Source organism: Amycolatopsis sp. lyj-90 (assembly GCF_046549035.1).
GTDB lineage: Bacteria > Actinomycetota > Actinomycetes > Mycobacteriales > Pseudonocardiaceae > Amycolatopsis.
In genome coordinates this window covers 1-14,959 of sequence record NZ_JAJPWP010000009.1, presented here as the reverse complement: position 1 = coordinate 14,959, position 14,959 = coordinate 1, and the positions used below count along the sequence as shown (strand labels likewise).

14 protein-coding genes, 1 rRNA gene and 1 pseudogene are annotated in these 14,959 nt (G+C 68.9%); 7 read left to right on the top strand and 9 right to left on the bottom strand.

The annotated features are described in order from the left end of the window. Nucleotides 1-35 precede the first annotated feature (35 nt). The 3 genes from ACLJPX_RS31255 to ACLJPX_RS31245 all read right to left on the bottom strand — a co-directional run bounded on the left by ACLJPX_RS31255 (nt 36) and on the right by ACLJPX_RS31245 (nt 4,823). Complete coding sequence (locus tag ACLJPX_RS31255) at nt 36-938, bottom strand: helix-turn-helix transcriptional regulator (RefSeq protein ID WP_410604078.1); 903 nt, start codon at nt 936-938, stop codon at nt 36-38. Nucleotides 939-1,059: 121 nt separating this feature from the next. Next, the gene (locus tag ACLJPX_RS31250) at nt 1,060-2,505 is read right to left on the bottom strand and encodes a SagB family peptide dehydrogenase (protein ID WP_410604346.1); all 1,446 of its coding nucleotides are present in this window, start codon (nt 2,503-2,505) and stop codon (nt 1,060-1,062) included. Between the two features lie 41 nt (nt 2,506-2,546). After that, complete coding sequence (locus ACLJPX_RS31245; RefSeq protein WP_410604077.1) at nt 2,547-4,823, bottom strand: TOMM precursor leader peptide-binding protein; 2,277 nt, start codon at nt 4,821-4,823, stop codon at nt 2,547-2,549. Nucleotides 4,824-5,044: 221 nt separating this feature from the next. On the opposite strand from ACLJPX_RS31245, the gene ACLJPX_RS31240 reads away from it, so the two are divergent. From ACLJPX_RS31240 to ACLJPX_RS31225, 4 genes are all read left to right on the top strand, one after another. Further along, complete coding sequence (locus ACLJPX_RS31240) at nt 5,045-5,884, top strand: AfsR/SARP family transcriptional regulator (protein ID WP_410604076.1); 840 nt, start codon at nt 5,045-5,047, stop codon at nt 5,882-5,884. Nucleotides 5,885-5,927: 43 nt separating this feature from the next. Next, on the top strand, nt 5,928-6,614 hold the full coding sequence (locus tag ACLJPX_RS31235) for a winged helix-turn-helix transcriptional regulator (protein ID WP_410604075.1): 687 nt from the start codon (nt 5,928-5,930) through the stop codon (nt 6,612-6,614). A 180-nt stretch (nt 6,615-6,794) separates the two neighbouring features. Continuing rightward, nucleotides 6,795-7,373 carry a hypothetical protein gene (locus tag ACLJPX_RS31230; RefSeq protein WP_101605864.1) on the top strand — a complete coding sequence of 193 codons (579 nt, stop codon included), beginning with the start codon at nt 6,795-6,797 and terminating at the stop codon, nt 7,371-7,373. Next, on the top strand, nt 7,370-8,704 hold the full coding sequence (locus ACLJPX_RS31225) for a copper resistance protein CopC (RefSeq protein WP_410604074.1): 1,335 nt from the start codon (nt 7,370-7,372) through the stop codon (nt 8,702-8,704). The genes ACLJPX_RS31230 and ACLJPX_RS31225 overlap by 4 nt, the downstream gene beginning before the upstream one ends. On the opposite strand, the gene ACLJPX_RS31220 is transcribed toward ACLJPX_RS31225, so the two are convergent. Beyond that, complete coding sequence (locus ACLJPX_RS31220; RefSeq protein WP_410604073.1) at nt 8,705-9,400, bottom strand: maleylpyruvate isomerase family mycothiol-dependent enzyme; 696 nt, start codon at nt 9,398-9,400, stop codon at nt 8,705-8,707. 234 nt (nt 9,401-9,634) lie between these two features. Between ACLJPX_RS31220 and ACLJPX_RS31215 the strand changes: the two genes are divergently transcribed. Then, complete coding sequence (locus ACLJPX_RS31215) at nt 9,635-10,297, top strand: M protein (RefSeq protein WP_410604072.1); 663 nt, start codon at nt 9,635-9,637, stop codon at nt 10,295-10,297. Here the strand turns inward: ACLJPX_RS31215 and ACLJPX_RS31210 are convergent. After that, the gene (locus tag ACLJPX_RS31210) at nt 10,294-10,656 is read right to left on the bottom strand and encodes a YciI family protein (RefSeq protein ID WP_410604071.1); all 363 of its coding nucleotides are present in this window, start codon (nt 10,654-10,656) and stop codon (nt 10,294-10,296) included. The genes ACLJPX_RS31215 and ACLJPX_RS31210 overlap by 4 nt on opposite strands. Nucleotides 10,657-10,825: 169 nt before the next feature. On the opposite strand from ACLJPX_RS31210, the gene ACLJPX_RS31205 reads away from it, so the two are divergent. Next, nucleotides 10,826-11,107 (top strand): metal-sensitive transcriptional regulator, encoded by a 282-nt coding sequence (locus tag ACLJPX_RS31205; RefSeq protein WP_009081418.1) that lies wholly within the window; start codon nt 10,826-10,828, stop codon nt 11,105-11,107. On the opposite strand, the pseudogene ACLJPX_RS31200 reads toward ACLJPX_RS31205, so the two are convergent. The 3 genes and pseudogenes from ACLJPX_RS31200 to ACLJPX_RS31190 form a co-directional block, all read right to left on the bottom strand. Then, nucleotides 11,107-13,266: pseudogene (locus ACLJPX_RS31200) on the bottom strand (heavy metal translocating P-type ATPase); the annotation flags it as partial. The gene ACLJPX_RS31205 and the pseudogene ACLJPX_RS31200 sit on opposite strands and share 1 nt — an antisense overlap. A gap of 41 nt (nt 13,267-13,307) precedes the next feature. Next, nucleotides 13,308-13,484 carry a hypothetical protein gene (locus tag ACLJPX_RS31195; protein WP_410604070.1) on the bottom strand — a complete coding sequence of 59 codons (177 nt, stop codon included), beginning with the start codon at nt 13,482-13,484 and terminating at the stop codon, nt 13,308-13,310. Then, complete coding sequence (locus ACLJPX_RS31190; RefSeq protein ID WP_101605859.1) at nt 13,481-13,687, bottom strand: heavy-metal-associated domain-containing protein; 207 nt, start codon at nt 13,685-13,687, stop codon at nt 13,481-13,483. The genes ACLJPX_RS31195 and ACLJPX_RS31190 overlap by 4 nt, the downstream gene beginning before the upstream one ends. 96 nt (nt 13,688-13,783) lie before the next feature. Between ACLJPX_RS31190 and cobF the strand changes: the two genes are divergently transcribed. Beyond that, nucleotides 13,784-14,554, top strand: a complete 771-nt coding sequence (gene cobF, locus ACLJPX_RS31185) for a precorrin-6A synthase (deacetylating) (RefSeq protein ID WP_410604069.1) — start codon at nt 13,784-13,786, stop codon at nt 14,552-14,554. A gap of 281 nt (nt 14,555-14,835) precedes the next feature. Here cobF and rrf read toward each other — a convergent pair. Further along, nucleotides 14,836-14,952, bottom strand: a 5S ribosomal RNA gene (rrf, locus tag ACLJPX_RS31180). Nucleotides 14,953-14,959: the final 7 nt, after the last annotated feature.

The window sequence follows — 14,959 nt, the reverse complement described above, 5'->3', positions numbered from 1 at the left end:
GCGTGACCGGGAGAACGCGGGAACAAAGCGTTCAGTCAGGCCACCGCACGGAGGTAGCCGGGAGCGGGCATGGTCATCCGGTTGCCGGACGAAGCGGGCCCGCCCGCCAGGGTGATCGCCATCGGGGCGTCGGTCGGCAGCGGGGTGCGCATCGGCATCCGCAGGTGGACCCGGCCGAACCGGGTGATGTCGACGCGAGCGGGAAGGGTGCCCACGGAGAACGAAGAGGCCGCCGTCCCCGCGGCGTGCTCGGCGACCGCGATGACGGTCCACCGGCCTTCAGGGACGTTCTGGATCTCGATGTCCGCGGACAGGACGTTGGCCCTGCCGCCGAACGCGACCGGGCCGCACTGCGGGATCGACTCGGCGAACAGTCCGATGAGGACACTCGCCGGGCCGGCCCCGCGCGGGGTTTCGACGCGCACGCTGATCGTGCCGGTACCGCTGCGCATCGTGGCGCAGCCCATTCCGGCGCTGTGCAACGCCTCCAGCGTGGGGAGGCGCTGGAAATGCGGGGCCAGCGCCACGAGCAGCTTGCCGACCTCGGGGTCGCGGTACTGGGTCGGGGTCATCCCGACCGCACGGGTGAAGCGGCTGGTGAACGTGCCGACGCTGCTGTAGCCGACGCTGCACACGATGTCCGACACCGTCAGCGAAGTCGTCAGCAGCAGTCGTTTCGCTTCGAAGAGCCGGATCGCGGTGAGGTACCGGCCGGGGGTCACCCCGGTCGCCTTGGTGAAGATCCGCGAGAAGTGGAACGGGCTGACGAAGACTTCGGATGCCAGGTCACCCAAGGTGATCGGGTCGAAATACCTCGCGTGCATCGCTGAGATGGCCTGCAGCACCGCGGGTTGCAAGGGGGACGCCGGCTCGATGAGCCGACCGGATTCGATGACGCCTTTCTCGTTCGCCGCCGTGGCGACTGTTCGTAGCTGCATCAGACCAACCTCGGATTCGCCGTCGCTTTTCCTCTGTGGTCAGCAAACGCGTCACCGATTTCGGAGCACTCGACACGCGATCGAGATGGGGTCTGCGCAGGCGTTATCCGGGCCCGCGCGATCAAGCCGGGAGGTCGAGCGCGCACTCCCCGACGCCCACTTCGGCGGGCCATTCGAGTTTGAGGGCACGGTCGACGCGGTCGCCGGCGTCCACCGGGACGGCGTGCGCGGCCAGCCCCATGGCGCGGGCGACGAGGTAGAGCGTCTGTTGCAACGCGCCGACATGCGCGAGGGTCGTGGCGTACGCGCCACCGCCGAGTACCGACGCCATCCGCGGCATCCGCGCGGTCACCGTGATCAGCGCCGAGGGACGCCGGTGGTTGCCGCCGCCGATCATCGCCATGTCGAGCATCGCGTCGAGATCGGCCTCGTCGTCGTTGACCAGGCTGAGCCGGTGGTCGAGCGGGTCGTAGTGGTAGATCCCGCGATCCAGCCCCGAACAGCGGTTCACCGAGACGTACAGCTCGAGCTCGTACAGGCAGGCGACGCTGAAGTACGGCCGCTGCGAAGCACTGTGGCTGGGCCCGTTGGGCATGTGGGCCGGCCCGATCGACCGGATCCGCGCGCCGCGGAACAGGAATTCGCCGAGCTGTTCCGCGGACACCACGCTTTCGGTGAATTCGGGGCAGGTGTGGTCGTTCTCCAGCAAAGCCGTCAGCGTCGGATCGGTTTCCGCGCGGTCGGCCAGATCCGGCCGGTAGAGCGCGTACACGGGTCCCTCGCCACTGGCGGCCTTGACCACCGGTGGTTTTCCCAGCCCGGGAAGATCGGCCGGGCCACCCGGCCGCCAGGTCCGGCTCGTGGTGTGGAACAGCAGTTCGTCCGGGGACCACAGGCTCAGCTCGGGGTCCTCGTCCTCGGCGAACCGGCCTTGCTCCCCGGCGAGCTGGACGACACCCGCCGCGACCAGATAGGACACGATCGCGCCGACCACCCCGGGCTCGATCCCCGTCATGGTGACGATCTCCCCCGTCGACTTCGCCGTCGCCAAGGTCGCGGCGACGTGCACCGCCCACGGTTGGTACAGGACGACGCGGTACCGCGCGGACGGTGACTCCAGCCCCATCCCTTCGGCGTCGGAGCGCAGGGAACAGAAGCGGGACAGGCGGATCGGGCGCGCGGCCGGGATCCCCGCCGGTTCGAACACGGGCGCGAGCGCCACCGGGATCACCGACAGCAGCGGGCCCTTCCCGTCGGCGAGACCGAGCGAGTGCACCACCGAACCGCCGAGTTCCTTGAGCGCCTGGCGCAGCGCGTCGGCGCCCTCGGCCGTCCAGCTCAGCTCGCCTTCGAGATCGGGCTCACGCTCGACCGGCTCCCACGACGACGTCACGTTCGCCAGGGAGACCGGCCCCAAAGCCATCCGCCGCAACGATTCCCGGACCAGCGGCTCCGCACGGTCGAAGTCGTACTCCCCCCACCGGGTGACGACCACCAGTGAGCCGTCCTCACCGATCTCGACAAGACTGTCGTCGGTGAGCGACCACAAGGGGATCGTCTCGGCCACGCCGGTGGGGGGATCAGTCGACACCAGTTGCTCCAGCGGATCTACAAGAACATGGGGAAGGGGTTCAGCCGGTCGTACGACGTGGGTTCGGCGAGCCTGCCGAGCCGCACCGGCACGTCGAACAGCCGCCCGGGGGCGAAGCGGCTCCAGAAGGGCCGCAGCCCCGGAACGACCACTCTGACCACCGGAAGGTCGATGTCGGGTCTGGTCTGATCGAGCACCAGCGTCTCCATCCCCAGCGCGGACAGCTTGCGTACCAGTGATTCCACGTCGTCCCGTACGTCGGGCCGCCGGACGAACTTGAAGTCCGCGGCCCGTCTCGCCGACCGTCCAGGCGCCGGCAGCAGATACGGCTGGTTGGCGACCGTAGCGTGCCGGAGCCACTGCGCCGCGTCGGGATCGTCGAGTTCGACGTCGTTCGCGAGCACCGCCGGGATCATCTGGTTGAGCTCGCTGACCGCCCTCCGCAACGCCGTCCTGGGGTCCAGGTGGGCGCCGAATCCCATCATGACGTTCTCGCGCGGCCCGGCGATACTCCTGGACAGCGCGACCATCACCGGGACACCGAGGTCCGCGGTCAGGTCGAGGACCCACAGTTCCCGGCCCGCCCGCGCGTACTGCCCGACCATCTCCTCGGCCCACGGGTCGTCGAACGAGGCGATGTCGACGCCGGGCAGGGGAAGCCGGTTGTACCACCACATCGCGACGGCGTCGCGTTCGACGAGCTCGAGAAGTCCTTGCAGGATCGCGTCTTCGAGGCTGCTGCCCGCCGCGCAGCCGTTGGAGTCCGCGCGCATCCCGGTGATCCCGCACTCCGGCGGCACGCCGTAGTAGAGGTACGCCGTCGGCATCAGCTTCCGGCGCTGCTGCGAAAGCGACCACAGTGGCGTCCAGTCGACGGCGGCCGATTCGTCGAAGCGTTCGGGGACGTGCTGGAAGATCGCGTGCTTGGCGTTCCATTCGTCGCGAGCGGCGTATTGACGCTCGTCGAAGAGCATGCACGAGTTCGGGTGGACGGCTTCCTCGCCGAGCGCCCGGAAGGTGTCGCGGATCCGCAGTTCGTCGCCCTGGTAGTTCGCCGAGAACCGCTCGATCGCTTCGCACAGCGCGCCGACCTCGGCGTCGAGCGGGCTCGCGCCCTTTCCACCGTTGTCCCCGCGCAGTCCGGCCTGCAGCCCCGCCTCACCGCGCACGCGGCGCGCGACGTTGAGCCCGGAGCGGTAGGCGTTCACGAACGCCGGCGCCCTCGGGTCGCGGGCGACCTCCTTGATGATGCCGGTGACCGGGCTGACCAGGTGGCCGTAGCGGTCGAGCACCTCGACCGGGGTGAGCGTCCGGTGCCCGCCGCCGCCCGACGTCGCCTTCTTGGCTTCCCGCAGCACGATCGGCTCGGCCGTCCGCGCGGCGACGATCCCTTCGTCGCCGCATTCCGGGCACTGCGGACGCCGCCGCAGTTCGTGCAGCCGCCCCTGCAGATCGAGGGTGTCGAGGATCCAGACGGCCTGCTGACCCGGATACCGGTGTCCCGCCAGCCATTTGGACGCTTCGAGGGAGATCAGATGCGACGCGGCCGCGGTCAGCGGCGGCACGGCGGGCATCGGGAACGAGGCGGGACCGTCGTGCCCGAGCACCTCCTGCACACAGGCTTCCGCGTGCCGGTGCCCCCACAGCCGGTTGGTCAGGCAGTGCCAGCAGCCGGACCGGCCGGGCTGCATGATCGGGCCGATCCACACCTGCGACCCCGACGGCCGGGCCAGCAACCAGGGCCTGCCGGTGCGCCGGTGCTCGGCGTCGATCTCGGCCAGCCTCGGGTCGAGATAGTCGTCGCACAGCACGATGGCCAGTTCGGAGGCGGTGCCGACCACCTCGATACCGCTCGCGAGGAGCGCGTTCTCCACCTGGGAGGTGTCCACACCGCGGCCGATCGCGGTCAGGCTCGCCGTCGCGGGCTTCTGCCGGGAGGCCACCGCGGACGCGTCGAGGCCGCACGCGTCCCAGTACGCGAGCGCGCGCTCGTCCCCGCTGAGCTCGTCGGGGACCCGGACGGTGACCAGACCCGCTTCCACCAGGCGCGCCAGCACCCCGGTGACCTGCTCGGCGCTCATCCCCGCCGGGCAGGCGGACAGGACGGCGTCGAGGTCACGAGTGCCGTCGAGCAGGGCCGCCACCGAAGCGACCTGCGCGCCGCGCATCGCGATCACTCCCTGCTCCGAAAACAGGTAGGCGCCGTTGCCCTCGCTGATTTCCGCACGTAGATGCCGTTTGAATCCCAAACCGCCGGTGATGGAGCCGGACCCGTTCAACACGGTCTCGTGCATGGGAACCCCCCTAGGTCGGTGTGGTCACCGAATCCTGCTGCCAGAGAGCACATACCGGCCAGTGCGCGATTCACGGCTCGGATGTGAAAAACCCATGTTTTCCCGGGAGACACGCACGCGGGACCTGGTGGACGGCTCACTGGCCCGGTGACAGGGCGCTCTGTCACTGTCGGTGCACTGGGAAAACGACACGACGCGTATCGAGCTGGAGGGCGCTTGCGATGTACCCCGGATCACGAGTATCGGACACGCACCACGGCTCGGCACCCAACCCGATTCGAACGCTGTCCGCAAGTCCACTCCGCTTCACGCTCCTCGGCCCGCTCGAACTCCTGCGGGACGGGATCGACTACGCGCCGACGACACCGAAGCTGCTGCAGGTGCTCGCCATGCTGGTGATGAGCCCGGGCAAGATCGTGCACATCGACACGATCGTCCAGGAACTGTGGGCCAACGACCCGCCGCGCAGTGTGCGCACCACGATGCACACCTACGTCTACCAGCTGCGCAAGTGCATCGACGAGAACGACCTCGCCCCGTACGGCGAGACCATGCTGGCGACGAAACCGCCGGGTTACGTGTTCCGGATCGACCGCGAGCAGGTGGACGTCTTCGAGTTCCAGGCACTGCAGAAAAAGGGCCGGGAGCTGCAGCTACGCGGCGAGCACGCCGAAGCGGCGAAGTCCTTCCGGGAGGCGCTGGACCTGTGGGCGGGCCCACCGCTGGCGAACGTCCATTGTGGACCGGTGTTGTCTGCGTACGCCGTCGACCTCGTCGAGCAGCGGCGCAGCACCCTGCACCTGCGGATCGAGGCGGACATCGCGGCCGGGATGCGGCACGAGCTGATCGGCGAACTGCGTTCCCTGGTCACCGCGAACCCGCTGGACGAAGCCCTGCACGGCCAGCTCATCCGCGTACTCGGCCGCAGCGGGCGGCGCTCCGACGCGCTCGCGACCTACCGCCAGGTGCGCGCGAGGCTCAACAATGAACTGGGCGTGGAACCCTGCGACGAGCTGCAGATCCTGCACCATGACCTGCTCTCCGAGGGTGAACCCGCGTGATGATCGGCTCCTGCCACGAGAAACGCAAAGTGAGGATCGACGGATGAGCACTCGCACCTATGGACAGTTCTGTGGTCTCGCCAGGGCACTGGAGATCATCGGCGAACGCTGGTCGCTGCTGATCGTCCGTGACCTCGTCCTCGGCCCGAAGCGGTTCACCGAACTGCAGGCGGGCCTGCCCAAGATCCCGGCGAGCACGCTGTCCGCGCGGCTCAACGAGCTCGAGCAGTCCGGGGTGCTGCGGCGCCGCCTGCTCCCCCAGCTCGACGCCGCGGTGGTCTACGAACTCACCGAGTACGGCAGTGAACTCGACCAGATCGTGCTGGACCTCGGCCTGTGGGGCGCGCGGTCGCTCGGGCAGCCCGCTCCCGAGGACGTCTTCACCTTGGACGCGGCGATCCTCTCGCTCTACACGACCTTCCAGAGCGAGCAGGCCAAGGGCACCCACGCCACCTACGAACTGCGCTATCCGGGCGAAATGGTCCTGCACGCGATCATCGAGGACGGCGCGCTCAAGGTGGCGGACGGCGCGCACCCCGGCGCCGACGCGACGATCGAGCCGCTCGGACCGTTCATCAAGGATCTGCTCAGCGGGGAACTCAGCGCCGCCGACGCGGTCCGGACCGGCAAGATCCGGATCGACGGCGCCTTCGAATACCTGGAACTGTTCACCCGGCTGTTCCACATTCCCGCCGCGCCTCAGGTGTCCCACGGAATCGTCATCCACTGACCAACCGGGAAGCCATTCCGTGACCCACGGTGCTTTTCACTGAGCCATTCGTGGTTACCGGCGACCGAACGGCGTAACACCACAGGTCAGATCAGCAATCCGGAGTAACGGAAACGGCCGGTTCGCGAGATATCGTCGATATCCGTCACCGGCCGGTCTTTTCGCCCTAGGAGCCTCTTCATGGCCTCACTCGATTCGCCACGTCCAGGCCTACTCGCCTCGCTCAATGGGAAATACCACCGCGCGGCGCTCAACGTCTTCGCGCTCGTCGTGCTGGCGCACTGGGCGGAACACCTCGTGCAGGCGTTCCAGATCTACGTCCTGGGCTGGAAGACCCCGGACGCCCGCGGCGTGCTCGGCATCCCGTTCCCCAAGCTGATCAGCTCCGAATGGCTGCACTACGGCTACGCCATCGTCATGCTGATCGCGCTGTTCGCCCTGCGCAAGGGCTTCGCCGGCCGCTCGCGGCAGTGGTGGAACCTGGCGCTCGGCCTGCAGTTCTGGCACCACATCGAGCATCTGCTCCTGCTGATCCAGGCGCAGACCGGCTGGCGCCTCGGCGGCGGCACCGCGCCGAGCAGCATCATCCAGCTGTTCATCCCGCGGGTGGAGCTGCACCTGTTCTACAACACGATCGTCACCATCCCGATGATCATCGCGATGCTCGTGCACCGGAAGGCCTCCGCCGTCGAACGGCAGCTGACGGGCTGTATGTGCGCGCCCGAAAGCCGGCGTGAGCTGGCATCTACGGCCTCGTGACCAGGAGACTCTTCGCACTCCTGGCCCTGGTGGCCGCGTGGTTCGGGGTCGCGGTGCTCGCCGCGGCCCCTGCCTCGGCCCACGTCGAACTCCTCGCCTCGAACCCCGCCGACGGCGCCCGGCTCACCTCGGCGCCCGCGCTGGTCTCGATCACCCTGTCGGAGAACATCGGCATCCAGCCCAACTCGATCAAGGTCGTCGATCAGCAGGGCACGAACGTCGTCAGCGGACCGGTGTTCCAGCCCGGTGACGTCGCCGAGCAGGTCGCCGTCAAACTCGAGCCCGATCTCCCCGATGGCAGTTATCTCGTCGAGTACGCCTTCGTCTCGACGGACTCCCATCCGGTGCGCGGCACGATCGCGTTCGTGATCGGCACCGGGCCGCTCATCACCTCGGCGGGCGCGGTGTCCGCGTCCACCGGGACCGATCCGGTGACCGACGCGCTGTTCACCACCTTCCGCTGGGGCTCGTTCGGCGGTGTCGCCCTGCTCGGCGGCCTGGTGTTCGTGCTGGTCTGCCGTCCGGCGGGCCGGACCGACCCGGCGGCGCGGAAGCTGATCACCACGGGCGTGTGGCTCTCCGCCGTGACAGCCGTGGCCGGGTTCCTGCTGCAAGGCCCCTACGTCGCGGGCCGGGGCGTCGGCTCGGTCTTCGACCCCGCGCTGATCGAGGCGACCCTGCGGGTGGCGTACGGGAAGCTGCTGCTCCTGCGCCTGGCCGCGATCGTCGCACTCGCCGTGATCGCGCGGAAGCTGCTGGCCGCCGACCAGCCGGAACGTCTCCGATCGCGGTACGAGAACCTCGGCATGGCGGCCGCGTTCATCGTGATGCTGAGCTTCTCCGCGACCGGGCACGCGGTGGCCGACAAGATCATGTTCCTCTCGGTCAGCGCCGACCTCGCGCACTTCGGCGCGATGGCCGTCTGGGTGGGCGGGCTGATCCAGCTGGCCGTGCTCCTGCGCGGCAGGTATTCGGCGGACGAGGCCGAACCGGCGTTGGCACGGTTCCACCCGATCGCCACCTGGTCGATCGTGATCATGGTGGTCAGCGGCGCCTATCTGGGCTTCCGGCTCGTCCCGTCGGTGGAAGCGCTCTGGACGTCGGCCTACGGCATCGTCTTCCTGCTGAAACTGACCGGATTCGCCGCGTTGCTGCTGGTGGCGAACCTGAGCCGCAACGCGGTGCGCCGCGGGATCGCCGGTCGCGGAGGCACCGGTGTGGTGACCGCCGACCTGCGGAAACTGCGGGTCAGCGTCGGCGTCGAGGTGCTGATCGTGGCCGTGGTCCTCGCGCTGGCCGCGGCGCTGTCGTCGATGTCCCCGACCGGCTGATCAGCGCTCGGTCACCTCGTCCGGCGGGACGAACGGCCCCCAGGTGAAGGCCCGGAGCCACGGTTCCGGATCGCCCAGCCAGTCCAAGGCGGCGATCTGGGCCGGGCTCCGGCGCCCGGCGAGCGTCCGGTACAGGTCAACGGGCGGCCCCGAGAGCACCGCGGCGACCGGTTCGGTGCCGGCGATCCAGGTCGCGCCCTCGATCTCGATCCGCATCCCGGGCAGCCCGTGGCTTCCCAGCGAAGAGGCGAGGCCGCTGACGAGCACTTCGAAACCACGAAGCCAGGCCGCGTGCGCCTCCGGCGGCGGAACGCCGAGCGCGTACCGGAGATCGAGTTCGTGGGTGAAGGCGTCCATCACCATGATGTCGCCGCGGCTCTTTCCTTCGCCGTCCGCGGCGAGGAGGGCGTCGGCCTCGGGTCCGCGTTCGAGCCAGAGCCGCAGCAGTTCGGCCGCCGACGCCCGCTCCGGGACCGGGCACGGTTCTCCCCCGAACCGGGTGATCACCCGATCGCAGATTTCGGTCAGATGCGCGAGCAGGTCCCGCACGGTCCACTGTGGACAAGCCGGTACGGTACGGCCGCCCGCGCCCGCGTGATCGGTGAGCAAGATCGCGATGTTCTCTCTGACCTGCCGATACCCTTCGGCCGCGGTCGCCGTATTCCAGCCAGGGACCCGAATTCGGCTACTCGTCACGCGGCCACCTCCATGGGGCGTCTAGCGCTGATCGTCCATTCTCCCACCGGTTCCAGGATCACCCTTCTTCCCGCTTGCGCGGACCGCTCGGCGCAAAGATCACCCACCAGTGACGCGTGTCGACGCGGCTTCAGGCACACTGGTCGAAGAAAGCCCCGTGCTGCAACGACTCTGCCGTTCGCAAGAAGTCGCGCACCGGTGACGGATCGCCCACCGTGGAGGTGACCAATGGAAATGCCCGGCTTCGATCTGGCGTGGCGTGGTTTCAACCGTGCCCAGGTCCGGGAATTCGTTCGCGAGGTGGAAACCGAGCTACGGCGCGTGGCCGCCGAGCGCGACGAAGCGATTCGCCGCGGGGAGGCTCTCGCCGCCAGACTCACCGCCGCGCAAGAAGAAAACCGCGAGCTGAAGGCCAGCGTCGACCGGATCAGCCGCGTGCCGATCGCACCGGACGCACTGCAGGAGCGATCGCGCCGGATGCTCGAACTCACCCGCGAAGAGGCCGACGACATCACCGCGCGCGCCACCGAGAAGGCCGCCGAGGCCGAGGCGGAGCGGAGGCGGATCACCGAAGACTTCGAACGCGCCATGACGCTGCGCCGGGCGGAGGCGATGCGCGCCCTCGCCGCACAGGACGAAGCCGCGCAAGCGAGGGCACGAAAGCTGCTCGAAGACGCCGCCGAAGAGGGCGAGCGCCTGGTCGCCGAAGCGCGACAGCAGGCCGATGTGGCCCTCGGCCTGCGCGCTGACGTGCTGAAACAGTTGGTCGGCTGCCGCGAACTGCTCACCGAGGCCGATTCGGTCCTGGCGATCACCGTCGACCCGAAACCGGAAGTGCCCGTTCAGCGCCGGAGCAGGTCAGAGACCCGCGCCGGCACCGAAGCGGCCGCCACTTAAGCGTTGTCCCCCGACGAATAGACCACCGGCCGGATCTCCATCGCGTTGATGTGCGCGTCCGGGATCTGGCCCGCGATCTCGATCGCGCGCTCCTTGCTGTCGCATTCGACCAGGTAGAAGCCGGCCAGGTACTCCTTCGACTCCGCGAACGGGCCATCGGTGACCACCGGGACGCCGTCACGCACTCGGACCACCGTGCTCTCCTTCGGCTCCCCCAGCGCCTGCGTCCCGAGCAGCTCGCCGCTCTCGGTCAGCTTCTTCATGAAAGGGTCGATGCGGGCGACCACCTCGTCGCGCTCGGCCTCGGGCAGGGCGTCCCACGCGGTGGGGTTCATCGTGATCATGATCATGTACTTCATCGGTGTTCCTCCTGGTCGTCCGGCCGGGTGCCCGGCCGTTCACGCTTGAGTCGGAGCCGCCGGATCCTCCTCGACATCCTGGCACCCGCGAATTTCGCCCGCCCGGGGCGGATACGTGGGGAGGGTATACTCGGCGACGGCTGGGGAACGACGAGAGAACGGGTGCGGAATGACGGGCTACGGCAGCGAGCGGGAGGCCTACCTCAAGCGCCTGCGCCGGATCGAGGGGCAGATCCGCGGATTGCAGCGGATGGTCGAAGAGGACAAGTACTGCATCGACATCCTCACGCAGGTGTCCGCGGCCACCAAGGCGCTGCAGTCGTTCTCCCTCGAACTGCTGGACGAGCATCTCGCCACCTGCGTGGTCCAGGCCGCCGCCGCGGGCGGTGAAGAGGCCGACCTCAAGGTCCGGGAGGCGTCCGACGCCATCGCCCGGCTGGTCCGCTCCTAAGCGATCCCGCGGAACCCGCGCAGCCTCAAGCTGTTGGAGACGACGAAGACCGAGGAGAACGCCATCGCGGCCCCGGCGATCATGGGGTTGAGCAGGCCGAGCGCGGCCAGTGGCAGCGCGGCGACGTTGTAGGCGAACGCCCAGAACAGGTTGCCCTTGATCGTGCCGAGCGTCCGGCGCGAAAGGCGGATGGCGTCCACGGCCGAGCGCAGGTCACCGCGCACCAGGGTCAGGTCACCCGCTTCGATCGCGGCGTCCGTCCCGGTGCCCATCGACAGGCCGAGGTCGGCCTGCGCGAGCGCGGCCGCGTCGTTGACGCCGTCACCGACCATGGCGACCACCCGGCCCTCGGCCTGCAGCCGCTTGACGACGTCGACCTTGTCCGCGGGCAGTACCTCGGCGACGACCTCGTCGATTCCCACTTCGGCGGCGACGGCGTTCGCGGATCCGGTGTTGTCGCCGGTCAGCAGGACCGGCCGGAGCCCGAGCGCCCGGAGCTCCTTCACGGCCTGCTTCGAGGTCGGCTTGACCGTGTCGGCGACCACGAGCACACCGCGTGCCTCGCCGTCCCAGGCGATCACGATCGCTGTCGCGCCACGCTCTTCAGCCGCGGCTTTGACCTGCGCGAACTCGTCTCCGACGGTGATGTCGCGCTGCTCGAGGAGGGCCGTGCGGCCCGCCAAGACCGTCTTGCCTTCGACCTCGCCGACAACACCCAGGCCCTCGACGTTGCGGAACCCTTCGACCGGCGGCAACTCGCCCAGCCGCTCTTCGGCGGCCGCGACGATCGCACGGGCGATCGGATGTTCGGAAGCGTGCTCGACCGCGGCGGCGAGCCGGAGGACCTCGTCGGCGCCATGCAGGTCGGTGAGGCTCATCTTCCCGGCGGTCACCGTCCCGGTCTTGTCCAGGACGACGGTGTCGACCGCGCGAGTGGACTCGAGTACCTCGGGACCCTTGATGAGGATGCCCAGTTGCGCGCCGCGGCCGGTGCCGACGAGCAGCGCCGTCGGCGTGGCCAGGCCGAGCGCGCACGGACAGGCGATGATCAGCACCGCGACGGCGGCGGTGAAGGCGGCGTCCGCGCCGCTGCCCGCCCCGAGCCAGAAACCGAGCGTGCCGACCGCGAGCGCGATCACCACCGGGACGAACACGGCGGAGACGCGGTCCGCGAGCCGCTGGACCCGCGCCTTGCCGTTCTGCGCGTCCTCGACCAGCCGCGCCATCCGCGCGAGCTGGGTGCCGGCGCCGATCCGGGTGGCACGGACGACGAGCCTGCCGCCCGCGTTGACCGTCCCGCCGACGACGGCGTCGCCGATGGTCACCTCGACCGGGACGGCTTCCCCCGTCAGCATGCTCAGGTCGACCGCCGATCCACCGTCGGTCACGACGCCGTCGGTGGCGATCTTCTCCCCCGGCCGCGCGACGAACTCGTCACCGGTCTTCAGCTCACCGATCGGGACGCGGCTCTCGACCCCGCTTCTGAGGACGGCGACGTCCTTCGCGCCGAGTTCGAGCAGGGCACGGAGGGCGGCGCCGGAGCGGCGCTTGGACCGGGCCTCGAAGTAGCGGCCTGCCAGCAGGAAAGTGGTGACCCCGGCGGCGACCTCGAGGTAGAGGTTGCCGGAGCCGGAGCCGCGTTCCATGGTCAGCTCGAAGCCGTGACGCATGCCGGGCACCCCGGCGGTACCGAAGAGCAGCGCGTACAGCGACCAGAGCGTGGCGGCGACGACGCCGAGGGAGATCAGGGTGTCCATGGTGGCGGCGCCGTGCCGGAAGTTCGTCCAGGCGGGGCGATGGAACGGCCACGCGCCCCAGGTGACGACGGGCGCGGCCAGAAGGAGTGAGACCCACTGCCAGTAGGTGAACTGCCAGGCCGGGACCATCGCCAGCACGATCACCGGAACAGCGAGCGCGGCGGAGACCCAGAGCCGCCGACGGAGACCGTCCGTGTTGTCCGTGCTGTCTTCGTCAGGCTCTGGTTTCGGCGGCTCGGCCGTGTACCCCGCGGACTCGACGACACCGACGAGGTCGTCGACCGACACCGCGGCCGGGAAGTCGACCTGCGCCTTCTCGGTGGCGTAATTGACCGTGGCGGAGACGCCGTCGACCTTGTTCAGCTTGCGTTCGACCCGGGCGGCGCAGGAAGCGCAGGTCATCCCCCCGATGACCAGCTCGACGCGCTGCGATGTCTCGACGCTCACGGCGTGCCTCCCGTGTGCCCCTCGTGATGCCCTTCGTGCACGCTGGTCGGCGCGGGCGGGACCGGCGCCGGCGCCTCGTCCAGCGGCCCGACGGCCGAACCGATCGCCCAGGCGACGACGAACACCGCGGCCAGAGCCGCGGCGAACGCCGACACCTTGACGGCTGTACTCACGAGACGAGCTGGTAACCGGCCTCGGTGACGGCCGCGTCCACAGTGTGGACATCGAGCGCGGTATCGCTGGTGACGGTTACTTTGCCACTGGCCACGTCCACGTTCACGGCGCTGACGCCCGCGATGCCGCTGACCTCCTCGGTGACGGAGGAGGCGCAGTGCCCGCAGGACATGCCCTTGACGGTGTAGGTGGTTTCGGCCATCGGTACGAACTCCTCTACAGGACTAACGAAGCGATCACTTCCTTTATACCCCATGGGGGTAGGGGTGTGCATCGAGGGGGCGGGCACACTGCGGCGATGAGGAAGATCTCCGCCATCGGCATCGGCGCCGGCGACCCGGAACACCTGACCGTCCAGGCCGTCCGGCTGCTGAACGAGACCGATGTGTTCTTCGTTCTCGACAAGGGTTCAGAGAAGCAGGACCTGGTGGGCCTGCGCCAGGAGATCCTCGACCGGTTCGTCGAGCGGCCCGGGTACCGCGTCGTGCGGGCACCGGACCCCGAACGCGACCGCACTCCGGGCGACTACCGGAAGGCCGTCGCCGACTGGCACCGGCTCCGCACCGACGTCTACGAGACCATGATCGGTTCCCTGGGTCCCGACGAGCGGGGCGCGTTCCTCGTCTGGGGCGACCCGGCGCTGTACGACTCGACCCTGACCTTGCTGGACGCCGTGCTGGAACGGGGCAACGTCGAGTTCGAGTACGAGGTCGTCCCCGGGGTCAGCAGTGTGGCCGCGCTGACGTCCCGGCACCGGACCACGATGAACCAGATCGGACGGCCGGTGCTGATCACGACCGGCCGCCGGCTCGAGGCGGGCTGGCCCGCGGACGTCGACGACGTGTTCGTGATGCTGGACGCGGGGTGCACGTTCACGAAGTTTGTGGATGCGGGCTTGGAGATCTACTGGGGCGCGTACCTCGGGACTCCCGACGAGCTCCTGCTCTCAGGACCCCTGACCGCCGAACTCGCCGCGGAGATCCGCTCCGTCCGCACTTCGGCGCGCTCGCGGAAGGGCTGGATCATGGACATCTACCACCTACGCCGCCCCGCCCCTCGTGAGCGGTAAAGGCGGTTAGAACCGTCCTTGCCACTCACGAGGCTGCGCGAGGGTGTCGTGTCCGCTGTCGGTGGGCCGAAGGGGCCCTTCGGTCTAGTCGGAAGTACGTGAAGGCCCCCTTCCTTGCGTTAGACGCAGTGAAGGGGGCCTTCATGTACTTCCCGCGGTCCAGGAACCGTATGGGGTGCGGGTCTCGTGAGGCTCTGGGTCTGGGCATGAAAGAGGGTCCAGGCCCCGGGAGAACTCGTGGTTCTCGACCGGGGCCTGGACCCTCTTCTTTTTCAATTTTAGTCCGGCGGTGTCCTACTCTCCCACAACCCTTCGGTTGCAGTACCATCGGCGCTGTCAGGCTTAGCTTCCGGGTTCGGAATGGGACCGGGCGTTTCCCTGACGCTATAACCACCGAAACACTGT